The sequence below is a fragment of the Pseudomonas sp. R1-6 genome (assembly GCF_051132115.1).
In the GTDB taxonomy this organism is placed as follows: domain Bacteria; phylum Pseudomonadota; class Gammaproteobacteria; order Pseudomonadales; family Pseudomonadaceae; genus Aquipseudomonas.
In genome coordinates, this window is record NZ_CP071662.1 from 4261187 (window position 1) to 4280433 (window position 19247).

General features: G+C 59.4%; 13 protein-coding genes. 7 read left to right on the forward strand and 6 right to left on the reverse strand.

The genetic code is table 11. The features are described from left to right. Window positions 1–53 precede the first annotated feature (53 nt). The gene (purU, locus tag J3P81_RS19325; RefSeq protein WP_420765276.1) at window positions 54–902 is read right to left on the reverse strand and encodes a formyltetrahydrofolate deformylase; all 849 of its coding nucleotides are present in this window, start codon (window positions 900–902) and stop codon (window positions 54–56) included. A gap of 307 nt (window positions 903–1209) precedes the next feature. Between purU and mvaT the strand changes: the two genes are divergently transcribed. After that, complete coding sequence (gene mvaT, locus J3P81_RS19330) at window positions 1210–1587, forward strand: histone-like nucleoid-structuring protein MvaT (RefSeq protein WP_420765277.1); 378 nt, start codon at window positions 1210–1212, stop codon at window positions 1585–1587. Window positions 1588–1705: 118 nt separating this feature from the next. On the opposite strand, the gene sbcB is transcribed toward mvaT, so the two are convergent. Further along, window positions 1706–3133, reverse strand: coding sequence for an exodeoxyribonuclease I (gene sbcB / locus J3P81_RS19335; RefSeq protein ID WP_434560341.1), 1428 nt, complete (start codon window positions 3131–3133; stop codon window positions 1706–1708). A gap of 324 nt (window positions 3134–3457) precedes the next feature. Between sbcB and J3P81_RS19340 the strand changes: the two genes are divergently transcribed. The 6 genes from J3P81_RS19340 to J3P81_RS19365 all read left to right on the forward strand — a co-directional run bounded on the left by J3P81_RS19340 (window position 3458) and on the right by J3P81_RS19365 (window position 10345). After that, a complete protein-coding gene (locus J3P81_RS19340) occupies window positions 3458–4183 on the forward strand; it encodes an RDD family protein (protein WP_434560343.1) in 726 nt (241 codons plus the stop codon). Beyond that, complete coding sequence (locus J3P81_RS19345; RefSeq protein WP_434560345.1) at window positions 4180–5154, forward strand: stage II sporulation protein M; 975 nt, start codon at window positions 4180–4182, stop codon at window positions 5152–5154. The genes J3P81_RS19340 and J3P81_RS19345 overlap by 4 nt, the downstream gene beginning before the upstream one ends. After that, window positions 5141–6676, forward strand: coding sequence for a DUF4129 domain-containing protein (locus J3P81_RS19350; RefSeq protein ID WP_434560347.1), 1536 nt, complete (start codon window positions 5141–5143; stop codon window positions 6674–6676). Before J3P81_RS19345 ends, J3P81_RS19350 begins: the two co-directional genes overlap by 14 nt. Next, entirely contained in the window at window positions 6673–7836 is a 1164-nt protein-coding gene (locus J3P81_RS19355) for a DUF4350 domain-containing protein (protein ID WP_434560349.1), read from the forward strand. The genes J3P81_RS19350 and J3P81_RS19355 overlap by 4 nt, the downstream gene beginning before the upstream one ends. Window positions 7837–7857: 21 nt before the next feature. Then, complete coding sequence (locus J3P81_RS19360; protein ID WP_434560351.1) at window positions 7858–8865, forward strand: AAA family ATPase; 1008 nt, start codon at window positions 7858–7860, stop codon at window positions 8863–8865. Window positions 8866–9013: 148 nt separating this feature from the next. Next, the gene (locus tag J3P81_RS19365) at window positions 9014–10345 is read left to right on the forward strand and encodes a DUF58 domain-containing protein (protein WP_434560353.1); all 1332 of its coding nucleotides are present in this window, start codon (window positions 9014–9016) and stop codon (window positions 10343–10345) included. An 86-nt stretch (window positions 10346–10431) separates the two neighbouring features. Here J3P81_RS19365 and J3P81_RS19370 read toward each other — a convergent pair whose 3' ends face one another. From J3P81_RS19370 to J3P81_RS19385, 4 genes are read right to left on the reverse strand one after another with little or no spacing between them, the layout of a single operon-like run. Then, window positions 10432–14499, reverse strand: a complete 4068-nt coding sequence (locus J3P81_RS19370) for an Ig-like domain-containing protein (RefSeq protein WP_434560355.1) — start codon at window positions 14497–14499, stop codon at window positions 10432–10434. After that, window positions 14496–15497 carry a hypothetical protein gene (locus J3P81_RS19375; RefSeq protein ID WP_434560357.1) on the reverse strand — a complete coding sequence of 334 codons (1002 nt, stop codon included), beginning with the start codon at window positions 15495–15497 and terminating at the stop codon, window positions 14496–14498. The genes J3P81_RS19370 and J3P81_RS19375 overlap by 4 nt, the downstream gene beginning before the upstream one ends. A gap of 43 nt (window positions 15498–15540) precedes the next feature. Next, a complete protein-coding gene (locus J3P81_RS19380; RefSeq protein ID WP_434560359.1) occupies window positions 15541–16899 on the reverse strand; it encodes a Tc toxin subunit A in 1359 nt (452 codons plus the stop codon). Continuing rightward, window positions 16896–19181 (reverse strand): hypothetical protein, encoded by a 2286-nt coding sequence (locus J3P81_RS19385; RefSeq protein ID WP_434560361.1) that lies wholly within the window; start codon window positions 19179–19181, stop codon window positions 16896–16898. Before J3P81_RS19385 ends, J3P81_RS19380 begins: the two co-directional genes overlap by 4 nt. Window positions 19182–19247 lie beyond the last annotated feature (66 nt).

Here is a 19247-nt window from a genome sequence, read left to right on the forward strand (position 1 = left end):
TCAAGGCTAATCGTGGCGAGGGAGCTTGCTCCCTCACCGGGTTCTGCGTTGGATCAGAATACGACGGTCTTGTTGCCGTGTACCAACACGCGGTCTTCCAGGTGATAACGCAAGCCGCGCGCCAGCACCATCTTCTCCACGTCGCGACCGAATCGCACCATGTCTTCAATGCTGTCGCTGTGGCTGACACGCACCACGTCCTGCTCGATGATCGGGCCGGCGTCCAGCTCTTCGGTGACGTAGTGGCACGTTGCGCCGATCAGTTTCACGCCGCGCATCGATGCCTGGTGGTACGGCTTCGCGCCGACGAAAGACGGCAGGAAGCTGTGGTGGATATTGATGACCTTGTGCGCGTATTCGCTGCACAGCGATGGCGGCAGGATTTGCATGTAGCGGGCCAGCACCACCACTTCAGCGTCATGCTGCTTGACCAGCCGCGAGACTTCAGCGAACGCCGGCTGCTTGTCCTGCGGATTGACGGGGACGTGGTAATAAGGAATGCCGTGCCACTCCACCATGCTGCGCAAGTCGTCATGGTTGGAAATGACGCACGCGATGTCGCAATCCAGCTCATCGCTGTGCCAGCGGTGCAGCAAGTCAGCCAGGCAATGAGACTCGCGGCTGGCCATCAGCACCACGCGCTTTTTCTGCGCGGTATCGGTGATACGCCAATCCATCGAGAACTCTTCAGCAATCGGGGCGAATGCCTCGCGAAAGGCTTCGAGGCCAAAGGGCAGCGAGTCGGCGCGGATCTCGTGGCGCATGAAGAACCAGCCACTTTGGTTGTCCGAGTGATGGCTCGCTTCAGTGATCCAGCCATTATGGGACGCCAGAAAGTTACTGACTTTAGCAACGATACCGACGCGGTCCGGGCAAGCGATCACCAGCCGAAAAGTGCGCATGAGGGGAACTCCAGAACTTCGCAAAAAGGCGGCCATTCTAGCCATTGCGTAGCAAAACTGCAGTATCGATCGCACACCCTGCCCGCCCGGGACCACCGAGGCTGCGCGCGACGTGGCCTGTGGCTGCGCCGCAATTGTGTGAACGGATATGAAGACAGCATCGAGTATTTATTTGCGATGCCCATTTCCATGGCACCCGCACTATTTAACTAAATAAACACGGCTTAAATGTTTACTTGATGAAACTGTCTGATTACTATTGCTTCACTGTCTCCTTGTCACCAGCGTCCTACATAAGGTAGTCCCCATGTCTCTGATCACCGAATACAACGCCACAAAACAAGCTATTGAAGAATTGCAACAACGTCTGGCCGACCTCTCCAAAGACGACAAACTGCAAAAAGAATTGGAATTCGAAGGCAAACTGCGCACGCTGATGGGCGAATATTCCAAGTCCCTGCGCGATATCATTGCCCTGCTGGATCCAGAAGCCAAGTCGGGTAAAGCACCCCGCGGCGCGGTAAAAACGACCGGCACCAAACGTGCTCGTAAAGTTAAGCAATACAAAAACCCGCACAATGGCGAAGTCATCGAAACAAAAGGTGGCAACCACAAGACGTTGAAAGAGTGGAAAGCCAAGTGGGGCGGTGACGTGGTAGAAGGCTGGGCAACCCTGCTTGGCTAAGCCTCGCCAGCGGCGCCGCGCGTTAAGAGGTGGAGCCTGCAAGCAGAAACGCCAGCGATTTGCTGGCGTTTTTTTATGCCTGGGTTTTTACCCTGGCTTTCAATAGCTGCGTGGCAGTTTAGAGGCTAAAACGTTTGCGCAATTGTTGGCTGTAGCCCTGCCATTGCATCAGCACATCGCGCTGCAACGGCGAAGATAGGTCCATCCATTCTGTCATCGCCTCATCAAAATTGCTCAGCGTATTCGGCGCGCCCCATTCAGGCAAAGACAGGCGTTGCTGGCAAAAAAGTGTCCAACGCTGTTGTTCCGCTGGATCCAAGGTCTCCGGAAAGTTGCGCGCACGATATCGAAACAATAATTCCGGCAGGCGTTCATCATCGAATGGCCACTGCTGTTGGGCCAAATCAGACGGATCCGCCATGCGAACTTGTTCACATAAACGGCGATCACGATCACCGAGAAACCCTGCATATAATTGCTGCTCGGGATCTTCGCTGGCAGTGAAGTCTTCTTGCCCGTAAATAGCCTGGAGTTTGTCTTGCCAGACGTGTTGTGCGTCACTTAGCCGCAGCGCCCGCTGATGCACGCTCTCCATGTCCAGCTGCAGCCGTAGTTGGTCCTCGGCGCGCAAGACAGCCAGCGGCGCAACCACCGGGCATTTGTTGATGTGGATGAGTTTAAGGGGGACCGGCAGCTCACCGTCGAGCAAGTCTTCGCGGCGGGTGTACAACCGCTGGCGCAAAAGCTGCGCGTCATGGTCAAGCAAGCCCTGGGGGTCCAGGTGTAAGTCACAGACGATCAAGGCGTTGCGGTTCTTCGGGTGCCAGGCCAGCGGCAGCACCACGCCAATGTAGTTTCGCGCCGCCGAGAAGCGCCCGGATATATGCACCATCGGCTGCAACAGGCGGATCTGGTCCATCACCTTCTGCTTGCCGCGCAACTGGAACAACCAGTCGTAGAGCCGGGGCTGTTTTTCGCGGATCAACCGGGCCAGGGCGATGGTCGCACGCACGTCCGACAGCGCGTCATGGGCCTGGCCATGATCGATGCCGTTGGCGGCCGTCAGGCGTTCGAGCTTGAGGGTGACGCGGCCATCCTCCTGCGGCCAGACGATGCCCTCGGGGCGCAGCGCATAGGCGGCGCGCACCAGGTCGATGAGGTCCCAGCGGCTATTGCCGCCCTGCCATTCCCGAGCGTACGGATCGAAGAAATTGCGATACAGGCTGTAGCGAGTCATTTCGTCGTCGAAGCGCAAGGTGTTGTAGCCGGCACCACAGGTCCCAGGCGCAGCCAACTGCGCATGGACGCGTGTCATGAAGTCGGCTTCGCTCAAGCCCTTTTCCGCCAGGCACGCGGGCGTAATGCCGGTGATGGCACAGGCCGCCGGGTGGGGCAGGATGTCATCGCTGGGCCGGCAATACAGGTTCACCGGCTCGTCGATTTCGTTGAGGTCGAAATCGGTACGTATTCCCGCCACCTGCAAGGGGCGGTCGCACCGTGGGTTGATGCCGGTGGTTTCGTAGTCGTACCAGAAGATGGAAGTCACGGGGTGTTCCTGGGCTGAGGACTGGCGAAGTCTAGGCGTTCGTACCCTGCGCCCGCCAGCCTTCGCGCCTTTAATCCTGTTGCAGGCCATGAAATGACATACACGGCCATATCGTGCGCCCGCCCGAAGACTGATAGGCTCTGTACGAAATGTATCCGCACTCGCCCATACTGCGTTGAAACGGGGCTCGGAATGCTCATGTACTCCAGTACATTCCACTTCCTCGCCCCGTTTCGCCTTGTCTGGCCTTCGCGCGAACACATTCATACAGACCCTAGCATCTGCGCCGAGATCGAACGTTCGAACGGCCATCACAGGTTGCCCATGCTCGAGACAACAGCACTGCAAAGGAACGCGCCGCTGCCGCCGCCACTGGACACGCGTTACCAGGTCGAAACGCCCGAAGGCATCGACCTGCCACTGCGCCCGGCGGGGCTGATGCCTCGTGCGCTGGCCTTCGCCATCGACCTGGTGATACGCGGGCTGGTGCTCGGCCTGTTCTTTGTCGTCCTGGCGTTCTTCGGCGAACTGGGGATCGGCCTGGGCTCGATCCTGCTGTTCATCGTCAGCTGGTGGTACATGGTGTTGTTCGAGGTGCTGAACCAGGGCCGCTCCCCCGGCAAGCAGATCATGGGGTTGCGCGTGGTGCAGGATGATGGTCGGCCGATCGGCTGGTCGGCCTCGTTGATCCGCAACCTGCTGCGCTTCGTCGACATGCTGCCGTTCGGCTACACCTTTGGAGCGCTCTGCTGCCTGCAACACCCGACCTTCAAGCGCTTGGGCGACCTGGCCGCTGGCACGCTGGTGGTTTATCGCGAGCAACCGGTCAAGCGTCCCGAATTGCCAATGGCCCGGCCGCTACGCCCGCCCTTTGCCCTGGCCCTGGTGGAACAACGCGCCGTGCTGGGTTTCGCCGAGCGCCAGGCACAATTGTCCGACGCCAGGGTCACCGAACTGGCGGCAATCCTGGCCGCGCCATTGAAGGTGCACCCCACCGGGGCCGTGGCTGAACTCAATGGCATCGCCCGCGGCCTGTTGGGGCCGACATGAAGCAAAGCCTGTTCGAAAGCCGCCACCAAGGGGAATGGGAACACCTGTCCCGCCTGCTCGACCAACTGGAGCGCCGCCGCAACGTCCCCCAGAGCAGCGACTTTCCCCACGCCTATCGACAGCTCTGCCAACACCTGGCGCTGGCCCAGGCCCGGGGCTACAGCAGCTTGCTGGTGGACACCTTGCAGCAACTGGCGCTGCGCGGACACCAGCAACTCTACCGGGACCGCAGCCACCCCTCGACCGGCCTGTCGACTTTTATCCTGGCCGGCTTCCCCCGCCTGGTGCGCGAACAATGGCGATTCGTCCTGGCGGCGGGCCTGATGTTCATCGGCAGCCTCGTCGGCGTCGGCTTGCTGGTGTACCTGTTCCCCGAGCTGGTCTACAGCCTGCTGAGCGTCGAGGAAGTCAGCCAGATCCGCGGCATGTACGACCCGGCGGCGGGGCACCTGGGGCGCTCGATCGAACGGGCCGCCAGCGAGGATTGGGTGATGTTCGGCTACTACATCATGCACAACATCGGGATTGCCTTTCAGACATTCGCCAGTGGTTTGCTGTTCGGCCTGGGCAGCGCGTTCTTCCTGTTCTTCAATGGCCTGACCATTGGCGCGGTGGCCGGGCACCTGACCCAGATCGGCTCGGGCGGGACGTTCTGGTCGTTCGTCATTGACCATGGCGCTTTCGAGTTGACTGCCATCACCCTGGCCGGTGCCGCGGGCCTGCAACTGGGCTGGGCGCTGATCGCGCCGGGACGCCTCACGCGGGGCGAAGCCTTGCGACTGGCCGCCGGCAAAAGCGTGCTGATCATCGCCGGGGTGATCCTCTTCCTGCTCATTGCAGCGTTCGTCGAGGCCTATTGGTCCTCCAGCGCCGCGACACCCTCCACCAAATACACCATCGGCGCGCTACTGTGGCTGCTGGTGATCGGTTACCTGCTGTTCGCCGGGCGAGGCCAGCATGCGCCTGAGTGACGTCACGGTAGCGATCCGCCCACGCACCACCTGGGAAGCCATGGACCTCGGCGTACTGATGACCCAGCAGCACCGGCGGCTGCTGATGGCCAGCTGGGCCATCGTCACACTGCCGGTGTATGCGCTACTGACCTTGTTGCTGTGGGACTCGCCCTCCTTGGTGGTGTTTATATTCTGGTGGCTGAAACCGGCCTTCGAACGCCTGCCCCTGTACATCTTGTCCAAGGCGCTGTTTGGCGAGACGCCGACCTTGAAACAGGCCTTGCGCCAATGGCCGACGCTGCTCAAGCCACAATTGCTGGCCAGCCTGACCTGGCGCCGGCTGAGCCTGAGCCGCAGCTTCCTGATGCCCGTCGTGCAACTCGAAGGGCTCGCCGGCGAGGCACGAGAGCAGCGCTTGCGCGTGCTGCTGCAACGCAACGGCGGCGCCGCGCAATGGTTGACCATCCTCGGCGTGCACCTGGAGACCGTCTTGTGGTTCGGCCTGATGGCCCTGTTCTATCTATTCGTGCCGCAACAAGTCGAACTGGAATGGGACTGGCAAACCCTGATCGCCGTCGCCGAACACGATTGGCTGTGGCTCGAACACCTGCTCAATGTCCTCTATCCGCTGCTATTGATTGTCTGGGAGCCGATCTACGTCGCCTGCGGCTTCAGCCTCTACCTGAATCGACGCACCCTGCTGGAAGCCTGGGACATCGAGCTGGTGTTCCGCCGCCTGCGCCAACGCCTGGGCACCGTAGCGCCTGCCCTGGCGCTGCTCGCCCTGACCCTCCTGCCGCTGGCGCCACCCGCATGGGCCGATGACAACAGCAACGCACCCCAGAGCCCTCGCCTGCTCAACCAACCCGTCACCAGCCAAGCCTCTCGCGAGCGCATCAAGGCGATCCTCGACGCACCCCCTTTCAAGAATCCGGAAACCGTGACGCGCTATCGATTCGGCAAAGAAGCCACCGAATCGGCCGAAACCGATGAAGCCCCCGGCTGGCTGAAATCGATGTTCAACTGGAGCGCCAAACGCTTCGAAACGATCGCTGCGCTGATCCAGGCGCTGCTCTGGGCCACGCTGGTGGGCGCGATCGTCTGGCTGGCCTGGCACTATCGTGAACGGCTCAAGGCGCTCGCCAACTACCGGCCAACGAAACGCCTGCCGGCGGAGCGCCCCGCGCCGGCACGCATGTTTGGCCTGGATATCCGCGAAGAGAGCTTGCCGAACGATGTCGCGGCCAGCGCCGAGCAGTTGTGGTCCGACGCGCCACGCGAGGCGTTGGGCCTGTTGTACCGAGCGCTGCTCAGCCGTTTGCACCATGAGTTCAACATGCCCCTCAAGCCGGCCGACACCGAAGGCCAGGTGTTGCAACGGGTTGAACAGCTCCAGCACGAACCGCTGATGGCCTTCAGCAGGCACCTGACCCTGCATTGGCAGAACATTGCCTATGGACACCGCCCTCCCCCCGCCCATCTGCAACAGCAGTTGTGCAATGGCTGGCGCGAATTGTTCGGCCCCGGAGCGTCCCGATGAGCCAGCGCACGGGGTGGGTGATCGGCGCAGTCGGTGCCGCGTTGACCTGTGCGTTGGCGGTGTACCTGTACCTCAAGGCCGTGCCCTATCAGGAAACCATCGAGCACGGCCCCTCCCCCGAAGCCCAGGCCAACCCGTACCTGGCCGCCGAACGATTCTTGCGCCAGCAAGGCATCAACGTTGAACACGCCAACAGCCTGGACGTGCTGCCCACGCTCGAACCGCACCAACGCAGCCTGTTGCTATTGGGCGAACGCAGCAACATGACGCCACGGGAAGTCGACCAGTTGATGAACTGGACCCGCGCCGGCGGGCGCCTGCTGTTCGTCGCCGAGGCCTTGTGGGACGACAGCACGAACAGCAGCGGCGACCTGCTGCTGGACCGCGTGCGCCTGCGCCAACTTTTGAGCAAGGACCTCAAGGCACCGGAGCCGGAGCTAATCAAGGATCCCTACCCCGAATTGACCAAACTGTACCTGGAAGACGAAGAGGCGCCGGCCTACATCGGCTTCGACACCGACTTTCACCTCGAAGACCCGCTGAACCTCGCCCAGGCCTGGGCCAACAGCGCGGCGGCGACTCACCTGATGCAACTGAGTCACGGTCTGGGCACGATCACCGTGCTGACCGACGCCGAGCTGTGGAAGAACGACCAGATCGACCAGTACGACAACGCCTGGCTGCTCTGGTACCTGAGCGCCGATAACGACGTCACGCTGCTGTTCAATACCGACCACGACAACCTGCTGACCCTGCTGCTGCGCTACTTCCCTCAGGCCATCGTGGCGCTGCTGGCCTTGATCACCCTTTGGCTGTGGCGGTCGGCGGTGCGCCATGGCCCGCTGCAACAACCGGCGCCCAAGGCGCGACGCCAACTGCAAGAACACCTGCAAGCCAGCGCCGCCTTCCAGTTGCGCCACAACGGCCAGCAACACCTGTTGCACAGCCTGCAACAGGACGTGCTGCGCCGGGCGCGCCAGCTTCATCCGGGTTTCGAACAACTGGTGGTCGCCGAACAATGGCAAGTGCTAGCTCGTCTGACGCGCCAACCCACGCGAACCATCAGCCAGGCCCTCAGCCCTCGGCCGAAACAACGCCTGTCCAGCGCCGACTTCTGCCGTCAGGTCGGCCTTTTGCAAACCCTTAGGAATGCCTTATAAACCGTTAGGAGAACGCCAGAATTGACGACTGAACAGAACGAGCCCTCAGACAACCAGGCCCACGCCGCCCAGCAACGCCAGCGCGCCAGTCAACTGGCCCAGGCGATCCGCACCGAGCTGCACAAGGCCGTGGTCGGCCAGGCAGCCGTGATCGATGATGTGCTCACGGCGCTGATCGCCGGCGGTCATGTCCTGCTCGAAGGCGTTCCCGGGCTGGGCAAGACGTTGCTGGTGCGCGCCCTGGCCCGCTGTTTTGGCGGGGAGTTCGCGCGTATCCAGTTCACCCCGGACTTGATGCCCAGCGACGTCACCGGCCATGCGGTGTACGACCTGCAGAGCGAGCAGTTCAAGTTGCGCAAGGGGCCGGTGTTCACCCACCTGCTGCTCGCCGACGAGATCAACCGCGCGCCGGCCAAGACCCAGGCGGCGTTGCTCGAAGCCATGCAGGAGCGCCAGGTCACCCTCGAAGGCCGCGCGCTGCCGATCGCCCAGCCATTCATGGTGCTCGCGACCCAGAACCCGATCGAACAGGAAGGCACCTACCCGTTGCCGGAGGCCGAGCTCGACCGTTTCATGCTCAAGGTGCGCATGGACTACCCCGACGCCGATCAGGAATTGAACATGGTGCGCCAGGTCAGCCGCTCGACCCGCGCCGACATGCTCGACGTTCAGCCGTTGCGCACGGTGTTGCAAGCCAAGGACGTGCAAGCGCTGCAACGCATCGCCAGCGAGCTGCCGATGGACGACCAGGTGCTCGACTACGCCGTGCGCCTGGCCCGCGCCACCCGCACTTGGCCGGGCCTGACCCTGGGGGCCGGGCCTCGGGCTTCGATTGCCCTGGTGCGTTGCGCCCGCGCGCGCGCGATGTTGCGCGGCGGCGAATTCGTGGTTCCGGACGACATCAAGGGCTGCGCCCTGGCCGTGCTGCGCCACCGCGTACGGCTGGCGCCGGAGCTGGACATCGAAGGGCTTTCGGTGGACCAGGTGCTGGGGCAGTTGCTCGATCAAGTGTCGGCGCCAAGGTTGTGAATTTCTCTCGGACCGAAGTGCTCTGCGAGGCGAGGGAGCTTGCTCCCGCTGGAGGCGCAGCCTCCCCTTGCGGTGTGTCAGTCAAATCCAGGGGGCCGCTTCGCAGCCCAGCGGGAGCAAGCTCCCTCGCCACGGGAAAGTCGCGACCATGAAACCCTCCCGCCTGCTGCTCGCCTGGCTCGCGATCCTGCTGACCGTCGGCATTGTGCTGGGTGCATTGCGCGCGCTGGGCATCGCGGTGCCCTCGACTTTGCTGTCGATCCACTGGGGCTTGCTGTTGGCGCTGCTGGCCCTGTCGATACTCGACGCGGTGCGCGTCCGGCGCCTGCCCTCGCCCGGAGTCCAACGCCATTTGCCCGGCAGCCTGGCCCTGGGCCGATGGAGCGAAGTGCGCCTGGGCATCCGCCACGACCTGCCCCAGCCATTGGAAATCGAGATTTTCGATCACGTGCCCAATGGCCTGGACTTCGAACAACTGCCTGTTTCAGCACAACTACAACCCGGCCAGCTCACCCAGCTGGGCTACCGCGTCCGCCCGCTCAAGCGCGGGCACTTCACCTTCGAACATTGCGAAATCAACCTGCCCAGCCCAATGGGCCTGTGGAGCGACAAACGCCTGATCGACACGCTCGACAGCACCCGCGTCTACCCGGACTTCGCCCGTCTGTACGACGGCGAACTGCTGGCGGTGGACAACTGGCTCAGCCAGCTCGGCATCCGCCAGCGGCAACGCCGCGGCCAAGGCCAGGAATTCCATCAATTGCGCGAATTCCGCGAGGGCGACAGCCTGCGCCAGATCGACTGGAAAGCCACCGCCCGCCACCGCACGCCCATCGCCCGGGAATACGAAGACGAACGCGATCAGCAAATCATCTTCATGCTCGACTGCGGCCGGCGCATGCGCAGCCAGGACGGCGAGCTGTCGCATTTCGACCACGCCCTCAACGCCTGCCTGCTGCTCAGCTACACCGCCCTGCGCCAAGGCGATGCGGTGGGCCTGAGCACTTTCGCCAGCGAACAGCCGCGCTACCTCGCCCCGGTCAAGGGCACAGATCAACTCAACGTGTTGCTCAACAGCGTCTACGACCTGGACAGCAGCCAACACCCCGCCGACTACCAGGCCGCCGTCACCCAACTGCTCGCCCGGCAGAAACGCCGGGCTTTGGTAGTGCTGGTGACCAACCTGCGGGACGAGGACGACGAAGAACTGCTGGCCGCCGTCAAACGCCTGGGCCAACGCCATCGCGTGCTGGTGGCAAGCCTGCGCGAAGAAGCCCTCGACCGCCTGCGCCAAGCGCCGGTGCACACCGTGTCTGACGCGCTGGCTTATTGCGGGACGGTGGAATATTTGAGTGCGCGGGCGACGTTGCATGAGCGGTTGAGTGCCCATGGGATGGCGGTGTTGCAAGCTCGGCCCGGGGAGTTGGGGGCCGAGCTGGTGACGTTGTATCTGGGGTGGAAGAAGGGTGGGAATTTGTAGGCAACAGACGGTTCAGTCGTCATAAAAAACAAAGCACTGTCCCGGTAGCCGTTGCCCAAAGCCAATGGAAGTGATCGAACATAACGTCAGATCTTACTCAAGACAGTGCCAGAAATTGGGGGAGACGGGGAAATCTCTCTGAATAAGGGCATCAAGAATTGCAACGCAAACGAATAGTCTCGCACCGTGTTGGTTGAAACAGTCCACCTCAACGGACTGCTCCCCCGCTCCATTACCAAAAGTTCTCCCAACGGCGGATCAAACACCAGGTTCTCGGACTCACTCCCTCGCACGTATTTAAGACAGACCTGGGCATCCGGAGCACCCGCTAAAAAACTGTCGCCGTATTCCAGCTCTATCGTGATCTCGACGGGAGCTTCTAGAGTGAGATACGCATGGGGCCATTCTACAAAATGCCCCTCCACGAAAAGATTGAAGTGCCGAGGCCAAAAATTTTCGCTATTGACCGTTATCAACAGACTGGCTGATTCCCAACCAAACTCCCCTCGCACAGACGCACTCAACGTGCAATCGCCGCTCCTTGGCGGTATCACAAAAGTAATCTGAGCCTTGCCCTGCGCATCCGTAACAACCGGTTCCAGCACGACACCTTTGAAAAACCAGTGCACCCGCACCCCTTCGACCAATTCACCGGTAGTGGCACTGACCACCACGGCCTCGGCGGTGATCTCTTCTCCCGGCTCACCTTCAAGCCTATCGCTGGTCAGGCTTTCAATCACACAGGGCTCGTTCACATAGTAATCGAACGTCACAACTTCGCTGCCCCCGGCTGAGCGGGCCGTCACACTGCCCGACCCGGCTGCCGTTGCGATGAAACTGATACGAGCCACGCCATAAAAGTTCGTCGTTGTGGCGGCAGACTCCATCGTTTCATCGGTGCTTTCCCATGACACCGGGACCCTTCTGGCCGGCTGTCCCGTCAAAGCACTGATCAAGGTAACTTCAAACGACAAGGTTTCGCCCCAGTCGGCGACCTTTCCTTCCTGACCGCTGCTCGCCAGGACCTCCGTCGGCTCTTGGCTCCCCAGGGAAAAAGCATTCAACGGCGAACGCGCCAACAAGCGCGAGGCCGATAGCTGCAAGTAGAACGCGGCGTCGGTCTGCCCACTGGAGAGGAAGACTGACAGCTCCTCCTTGTCGTCCCAAGACCGCTCTATCCCCAAGCCCACCGGCTCGAACATCAATCCCGTCTCCAACTCGTGGGCGCCGCTCATCCCCAGCACCAGCCTTTGGTCGAGCAACGGACTGCCTTCAGGAACGCTGAGCGTCAATTCCGTTCTGTCCGGCAGACGAGGGAAGAATGCCTGCTCCCCCCAAGGCCGTTCGCTGTTCGAAAAACTTCGCACCTTCAGGTCAAGCCAAGGATCTTCCTCATGGGCGTAAACGTTAAACGTGTGCCTGACCACGCTCCCGTCATAAGGATTGCGCACCAACGCCTCGACCTCATGGTCTCCCCCCGACGATGGCTGATAGTTGTGTTGGGCAATGCCGTCCGCCGCGCTCAGGGAGGATTCGCCATCGTCCCAAACCACGCTGACACCGCTCGCTGGTTTGCCAGTGAATCCCGATACGTAGCGCAGGGCCAACCGCGCGCTTTCGTCGTTGCTCAACACTGGATCAAACGCGACCTCATAAGGCGTATCGAGCCTGACCAGGTTGTGGCCCAGGTTCACCTCCAAAGCCGAGGGTTGGGCTAGCTCGCCAACGCCCAGGAGATTGATCGTCCAGCGATGCTGCGCGGCAATGCTCGCGCTGGTGAAATCGCAGTGAAAGCGCACGCCGCCAGCTGTCATGGCGGCAGGCTCCGACAACGGTGGGTTGATGATCCAGTCCGAGGGCAAGCTGGGCTCCACGGTGGTTTCGAGCAATAACCCATGCAAACCGCCTAGGTTATTCAGGGGTACGACCGTCAGGTCGTGGGTCGTGCCGATGCAGGGGTACAACGTGACATCGGCGTCCCAGTTTTGGGGCACCTGGTCGAAGAACAACTGGACCTCGGCACTCAAGTCGTCCGGAAGCAAACGAAACGCCAGGTCCAGCGCCTCCATATCGTCCGATATCACATGCAAATCAAACACGCCGCTGGTTTCTGCCACCGAAGCTTCGACGCTCCATTGCGCGCCAGCTTCGGTAATGGGAATCGGGATTTCCATATCGGCAATGACTATCGACTCTGCACTGGCCAAATCTTGCCAACGCAGGGAAACCTCTTTGCCGATCAGAGAACTATCGGCCTCGACCTTCAGATGCAATTGATACGTCTGCCCCATCCGGCAAACCACACCCGCGCCCACCCGCTCGACCGCAACTTCATCGAGCATGAAACTCGCCGTGCTCCATGCACTGGTCGGCAATGTCTCGATCGCAAACTCCTGCTCCAGCGCTGACTCGCCCTCTTTGGGATTGACCCGTGCCACCAGGGTGTAATCACCGTCTGTCGTAGGTCGATCGACCACGCTGGCCCAGCCGCTCGCGCCGGTATAGGTGCGCTGTATTCCTACAGAGGTTTCCCACTCCACCGGCACATCCGCGAGGGGCTCTTCACTTCGGTCCACCACTTGCAACATGCACCAGACGTAGTCTTGCTCATCCACCACCGGCACCCGGTTGGCTTCGCGGACGTCACCGATCTGGAGTTCAAGACCGTGGCGGGCCAACAACATGTGGTTTCGTACCGAAGGCTCCTCCAAGTCGGCGCTGACAAGGCGCAATTGGAACTCCTCGTTCTTCCCTTCTGCGGAAACCAGAGTCCAGGCTAATGAAGTTTCGATAGGCACTTCATGTTTAAAGTCAGGCGAGACCGTGACGCCCATCAACGCAGGGTCGCTACCGTCATACTCCAGCCAGACATCGCCCCCGAGCAAAGGGCTGTCGTGGGGAAATATCACCTCGATTTCATACGTTGCGCCACGCTCAGGTCGGCCAGGCTCTTTACCCCAAGGAAGTGGGGTGTCCCTATCGGGGAACTTGACCAGCACAGCCTTCAAGGGATCTTCGTCATGGGCTCGCACCGTGAAGGCGTGCGCTGCATGACCTCCGGCATGGAAGAGACTGTCAACGCGGGCCTCTATCTCATGCGTGCCCCCGATAGTGGGAGCGAACACGAATTCGGCGTAGCCGCCGGCATCGGTATGGCTGATACCAAGCTCCTCCTCACCCAACATCCAGGACACCGGATGATTTTGCATGGCCCCGCGCAGGTAATACGATTTCACATAAACGGCCATTTTGACCGACTGGTTGTGCTCGATCACCGGTTGGCAAGCCGGTTCCCTAGCACTCTCTACCAGTAACCGATGGTGCCCCAGCGACACGGCAATCTCATAAGGATCAGCGTGGTACTTGCTGTATATCGATAGGTTGAAATGCAGCGTGTCATTACTGGTGGGCGTCGGACAGTCGGCCAGCCACACCTCGTCGATCGATTGGGTTTCATCCCAATCTGGGTCCAAGACCACCATTTCCTCAGGGTTGTCCAGGCTCCACAACAACACTTCGGTTCCAGCCCATGGGCTATCCGCCGCGAGCTCGAAGGATATTGGGTGGCTTCTATCGCCCGTCGCACCGTGACAAAGGTAAAGGGTGGGGTTGCCATTGACAGCGTGCACCTCGCCATCGTTGACGATGTGGGTGAGTTCAAGCGGTTCAAGTTCAAGGTGGAAATCGATCCGGGCGATGATGAGATCCGTGCTTTGTGTGGCCGTGGAGTCACTCTTTATTTCAAATTCGAACTGGTCGCCTTGATCGACATCAAACTGTACCAGCGAGGTGCAGCGTGTCAGCTCCAGTGCCAGAGGTTCGCTATCGCCCATGCGGCTGCCCGTCGGCGGCAGGGAGATTTCCAGGCAGTCCTCTGTGTCGATCCGACGTAGAGAAAAAGTACCGGCGGCATCGCCACGGTTTCCGTAGAGAAAGCTCAGTGTGTATTGCGCACCCGTCGCTTGCGTTGCAGGGGCACATACCTGTTGATGCAATGGTGCCCCACTCCAGAGAGAACAATAGTAGATGCTCTGCCCCTCCCATTGGCCCAATTTCCTAGCAGGGGGCTGCCTGCCGAAGTTCCAATGTGCAGACGTCTCAAAATGCCCATTGAGGCAAATATTGGTCCGGGTGTTGATGGGTTCCTGGCTCATTTTTCACCTCTTGCGCGGGCGGTGTAGTCTTTCACGTACGTTTGGACTCGGCTGGAAAAGGCCGGCCCGCCCGTTTTGGCGGTGTACCGGATCTTCACGATGACATCAGTGAGGGCCTGCAACTGTTGTTCCGCCCGTGGTTGGTCTGCCCATGGGAAGGCCAGCGTCCATCGAGACACGGCCCCGGTGTTTTCAAAGGGGTTGCGCAACCCCTCCTCGGGTCTCAACGCAGCCATGCCGAAATCATCCACTCCGATGGAAATGGCCATGTGTTCACCGCTGCTAACGTTCAACAGTACGTCGGGGGGGGCAATCACGACGTCGTCTTCATAGAAATATTGCAACGACTGAAGCGAGGGATTGATGGCCGTCGCGCTGCTGACCTGTGTCAGCGTTGCACAGACATTTTCATGGGGACCGAGCAACGTCGGCAGGGTGACGTCCACCGCGCTGATCTGGCGGCAATAGTGGTTGTGATAATCACGGTCATACAGCAACTGAGACAGGCTGAAATTCAACACGCCGCTTTCGCGCAACTGTGCCAGTGCGCCGGCCCAATCATCAGCGTCGTCTTGATCGTAATCGTCGAACAATTGGCGCAGAGACACGGTTTTGACCAATTCGAGGCGTCGCTCGTAGCGCAACAGATAATCGGCTTCCATACGGAGCAAATCGAGCCGTAGCGCATCCCCGGCGGTCAAGCCGTAATGATTGTCCAGCCAGGCATCGGTGCGTATGTGGGAAAGGCCAAACTCCGCCGTCTCCAGCTGCAAGGCTGTTTGCGCGCTGAGGCACAAACTGACGACTTGATCATAGGCCTGATAATGGAACGTCTTGCATCGCCCCAGGTACCAGCGATACAACTCGACACTTGTAGTCCGGGTAAGCAGGAAGTCATAGAGCACCTGGGTCTGGGTATTGATTTTTAGGATGTACTCCAGATTGGCTTGCGCCGCCGCGACCGCATGTTCCTGGGCGATGATATTGTCATCGATCATCACCAGCTCAGAGGCTGCCTGATCTCGCGCCAGGGCCCATTCTTCACGTCGCCGCCGGTAACCGCTGAAACAGCCCCATGGCCCGAACCGTGTTGGATGTCATCCAATAGCTGGGCGCCGAGGTGTCTCTAGACGTAGGGTCTAGCTCCGCGCGGATGATCGCACTGAGCAATGCATCGGTTTCGTGGCTGGGCAACTGCGTTGCGTTGTCCAAGCGGATTTTGCGGTTGAGGCGATCGACCCTGTCCTCCGAGTAGTTGCGAATAAAATTGAGTGGCTCGATTGCGCCGTAGTCAATGCTCATTGTGTTCGCCGGCCCGTCGTTGACGAACACCGAGCCTGCATGTCCAGGCGTCACCTGTTCGTCTTTCTGTACTACATGCTCAGATACGGTTGTGGCGAACAACTCAACCGATAACAGAGCTTCCAATGCCGATTGATTGAGTTTGGTCCTTTGGTTGAAAAAATAAGCCTGGTTCAGATTCAGCGGTTCAAGATCCAGCAGCCCGAAATTGGCTTTATAGAACGCCTCCTTTTCATCGTTGGTGTCGTTGTCGTTTGGGAAATGGCGATCTTCCGTCAGGATCTCTCGCAAGCCAGGATTAAGTCGGGCAGATTGAATCAGCGCATTATCGGCTGTCGCTCCCCAAGGCAACTCTTCCCGCAGGAAATAAGGTGACACCGGATCACACATCTCCACGACCGTCCCCACGGACATGCCCAGATCCCGGGCAAACTCGTCCAGTGATGTCCAGGGGTGGTGATAGGGCAGTCCGTTAGGGTAGCGACGCTCGCTCAGCGCCCTGTCGATATCAGTGCTCTGCCCCAGGGAGTCCTTGATCGATGCTTCCAGCACCCCGCTGACCACTTCCACGGATGACACAACACCATGGACGGCCACCGGATCGATGCTCATACGGCCGAGGTCGACCCGTCGGGTGTAGAGGGGGTAAGCCTTTTCGGTAGGCCTAAAGCGTTGTTCAGACCAGTGTTTGAGCCATACCGTATAAGCCACCGGAGAATGGATGGCTTCGATCGCATCCCACGGGCACCTGGCGCCAAATTTTGGCTTGAAGACATCCGCATAGGTCGGCCCGTCGACCAATGCCAAGAGCCCCTGGCGCAAGTGCGCGGGTAGTGGTTCGTCAAGAACCAATTGGCTTTCGATGAAGCGGCGCAGCACCCAAGTAGCCAAACCGTTGAGACGCAGTGAGATGGCTTGGGCGTCTTCAATGTCAAGCTCATACTCGCTCACGAGCCCCATGATGCCTTTACGCGCCAGCGCACAAATTGATCCGCCGTCGTCAAGATACTGGTCAAGCGCAGCCAATTGTCGAGTGTTCTGCTCATCGGCCAGCGGTGCATAAAAACTCTTGGCAATGTCTACCGGTGAAGCCTTCATCGTAGTGCTTCCTTTCGATGGGGTATCACCTGGCACGTACCAAATGGAAGATCCTGCGAGATAGTGACTGACCATTCGTTCGCTTCTACGGATGCCTGGCCTAGTTGCACCTCCGACACCGCGTCAAGCACGCGCATGATCGCCCCGGGCACCCCGCCGGTGCCGTGAACGACAGGGTTGTGGTCCACCTCCACATCGATGGGAGCCGTGATGACCGGCGTCAAGACGGCTACGTTGAAGCGCCTCTCGACCGGAACGGAGGTTTGCAGGTTAATGGTCTGCGTCACGCTGACCAGATAAGCGCCGGGCATGAAGGCCTCTGGCCGGGTGAAGGTCCAGTCTGTACCGTCAACGATCGCCGGATAGGGCGAATCGGGATCATCTTCAAAGCTGAGATTCACTTGCGCACCGGCCAGGCACGTACCGGAGAAGTTCGGTTCCAGACCGTTATCTCCCACATTTACCACGGGTGGCGGAGCAGGAAGGACCAAGGTAACTTCGACAGTCGGGAGCGATGGCACGCCCTTGAACACTTGACGGGCTTCAATTCCATAGCTCCCCGGAGGCCACGCAGCCGTTGGCGTATAGCTCCAGTTGACTCCATTGACACGGATTTCAGGGATCTCAGGCGTCACAGGTCCCGCGACGTGCAGCTCGATGTACGTAATATTGCTGTCCCAAGTTCTGCCGGTGCCGGAAAACACCGGCTTGCGATCCTGGCCGGGTTGAACATATAGCGTCGGTATCGGAACGGGGATCGTGACCGGCACGATGTCAGCCCAATCAGAATAAATCCGGCCGCCCGCCCCATCGGTAATACTTTGCCGGATGTGCATCCGGTAACTTTCGGGGGGTTGGTCGCGCCAATCGATCTGCCACGCACCCGAGGCTACGTCAGTATTATCCTGCGGTGTACCGTTACCCTGAATATGTAGGTCTACTCTGGCACCGTTGTACCCGGTGCCCGAAAAGCTAACCGTATTTTCGCTGGAGTAGTCCACTTGTATATCGGTCAGTTTTGGTGGCTTTATCTTGAATGCGACTGGATTGCTACGGTCCGATATATCAACTGAATCTTTTTTTAAGCTGACTACCAGTGACTCGCCTCCAGGCGTCACCCTAACCTCACAGCTCCATGCATCTGCTGTTACTCGGCCGTTCCCGAATTCCGTACTATCATCACCCAGGTAACGATAAGCATGGATAAAGGTGCCTGGGACTCCACCGGTGCCTGACAAAGTAAACGTTTCGTTCTGGGGGATTGATGGGTCCGGTCCAGTGATAACAGGCGTCCCGGCTCGGACTCTTACGGTAACGGCAGTTGACAACTCTGAAGGTACATCGCCGAAATATTGCCGAGCGGTAAGTGTGTTAGACCCCCATGGCAAATCGACGGTCAGCACTGTATTCCATGCACGGCCCGTAATATTAGCCTTATTACTTACTGCGTCATTACCTCTGAAAACCTGCACCGTCGCGCCATTTTCACCGGAGCCACTTACCCCCGGCCGCTGCCCGACTGTTTCGCCATTACCAGGCGCGGAGATAGTGGGTCCTGGAAAATGAACTGTGACATTGACGGCAGGAATCCAAGGCGACCATAGGCCAGCGTGTAGCTGCCTGCAAGTGATAGGAACGCGCCCAGGATGCAGGTATTGGAGCAAAGAGGCTCTCCAGGATCCATTAGTTACAGTGACTGGATCAGCGAGCACTTGCCCTGACCCTTCCCGATGTATATGGATCTCGGCTCGATGTATACCGGTGCCGCTCATTTCAAAGTTTGGTAGAACTGTTTGTCCGTCCCGAGGTTCGTTCATTCTAGGCATGGGAACTTTGTATTCAACCGTAACATCTCCTGTGAGATTGACGTCGCCTACATTATCCCTATCGTAAATAAAGCTAAAATCGACAAATACCGAATGCGCATTACCCTCTACCCTTTTGGTGCGTGAAAAATCATGCCATTGCCCGTTTTGATTACCTCCTTCATGTAGGATCTCCTCCCAACCGGTGTCGACTTTAGAAACAAGTCGCAGATGAATATTTCCTTTGTTCCGTCCATTGCCTAACGCCCAGTACCGCAGAGTATTTACAGTACAGCGAGTTCCATCGTCAGACCAGACAACCTCAACTTCGAGAATCGCATAATAGTTCCCATTTCTACCTATTATTTGATGTATAGATAGCAGGCCTTCATCACGGACCACTTCCGATGTAACAAGAGCTACCGTCTCATTTGCTGATGCGCCTTCAGCTTCGTTATTTTTATCGTCAGTTTCCATGGTCAAACTCCACCTTGTTCGAAAGGGAGATATGAACGCAGTAAACGTGACGCTCGCCCCTCCCAC

Excerpts from the sequence above, each read along its gene's own strand:
- J3P81_RS19385 (WP_434560361.1), bottom strand. The coding sequence starts at position 19,181 with ATGGAAACTGACGATAAAAATAACGAAGCTGAAGGCGCATCAGCAAAT.
- J3P81_RS19380 (WP_434560359.1), bottom strand. The coding sequence starts at position 16,899 with ATGAAGGCTTCACCGGTAGACATTGCCAAGAGTTTTTATGCACCGCTG.
- J3P81_RS19370 (WP_434560355.1), bottom strand. The coding sequence starts at position 14,499 with ATGAGCCAGGAACCCATCAACACCCGGACCAATATTTGCCTCAATGGG.
- J3P81_RS19340 (WP_434560343.1), top strand. The coding sequence starts at position 3,458 with ATGCTCGAGACAACAGCACTGCAAAGGAACGCGCCGCTGCCGCCGCCA.
- J3P81_RS19355 (WP_434560349.1), top strand. The coding sequence starts at position 6,673 with ATGAGCCAGCGCACGGGGTGGGTGATCGGCGCAGTCGGTGCCGCGTTG.
- J3P81_RS19350 (WP_434560347.1), top strand. The coding sequence starts at position 5,141 with ATGCGCCTGAGTGACGTCACGGTAGCGATCCGCCCACGCACCACCTGG.
- J3P81_RS19345 (WP_434560345.1), top strand. The coding sequence starts at position 4,180 with ATGAAGCAAAGCCTGTTCGAAAGCCGCCACCAAGGGGAATGGGAACAC.
- purU (WP_420765276.1), bottom strand. The coding sequence starts at position 902 with ATGCGCACTTTTCGGCTGGTGATCGCTTGCCCGGACCGCGTCGGTATC.
- J3P81_RS19365 (WP_434560353.1), top strand. The coding sequence starts at position 9,014 with ATGAAACCCTCCCGCCTGCTGCTCGCCTGGCTCGCGATCCTGCTGACC.
- J3P81_RS19375 (WP_434560357.1), bottom strand. The coding sequence starts at position 15,497 with ATGATCGATGACAATATCATCGCCCAGGAACATGCGGTCGCGGCGGCG.
- mvaT (WP_420765277.1), top strand. The coding sequence starts at position 1,210 with ATGTCTCTGATCACCGAATACAACGCCACAAAACAAGCTATTGAAGAA.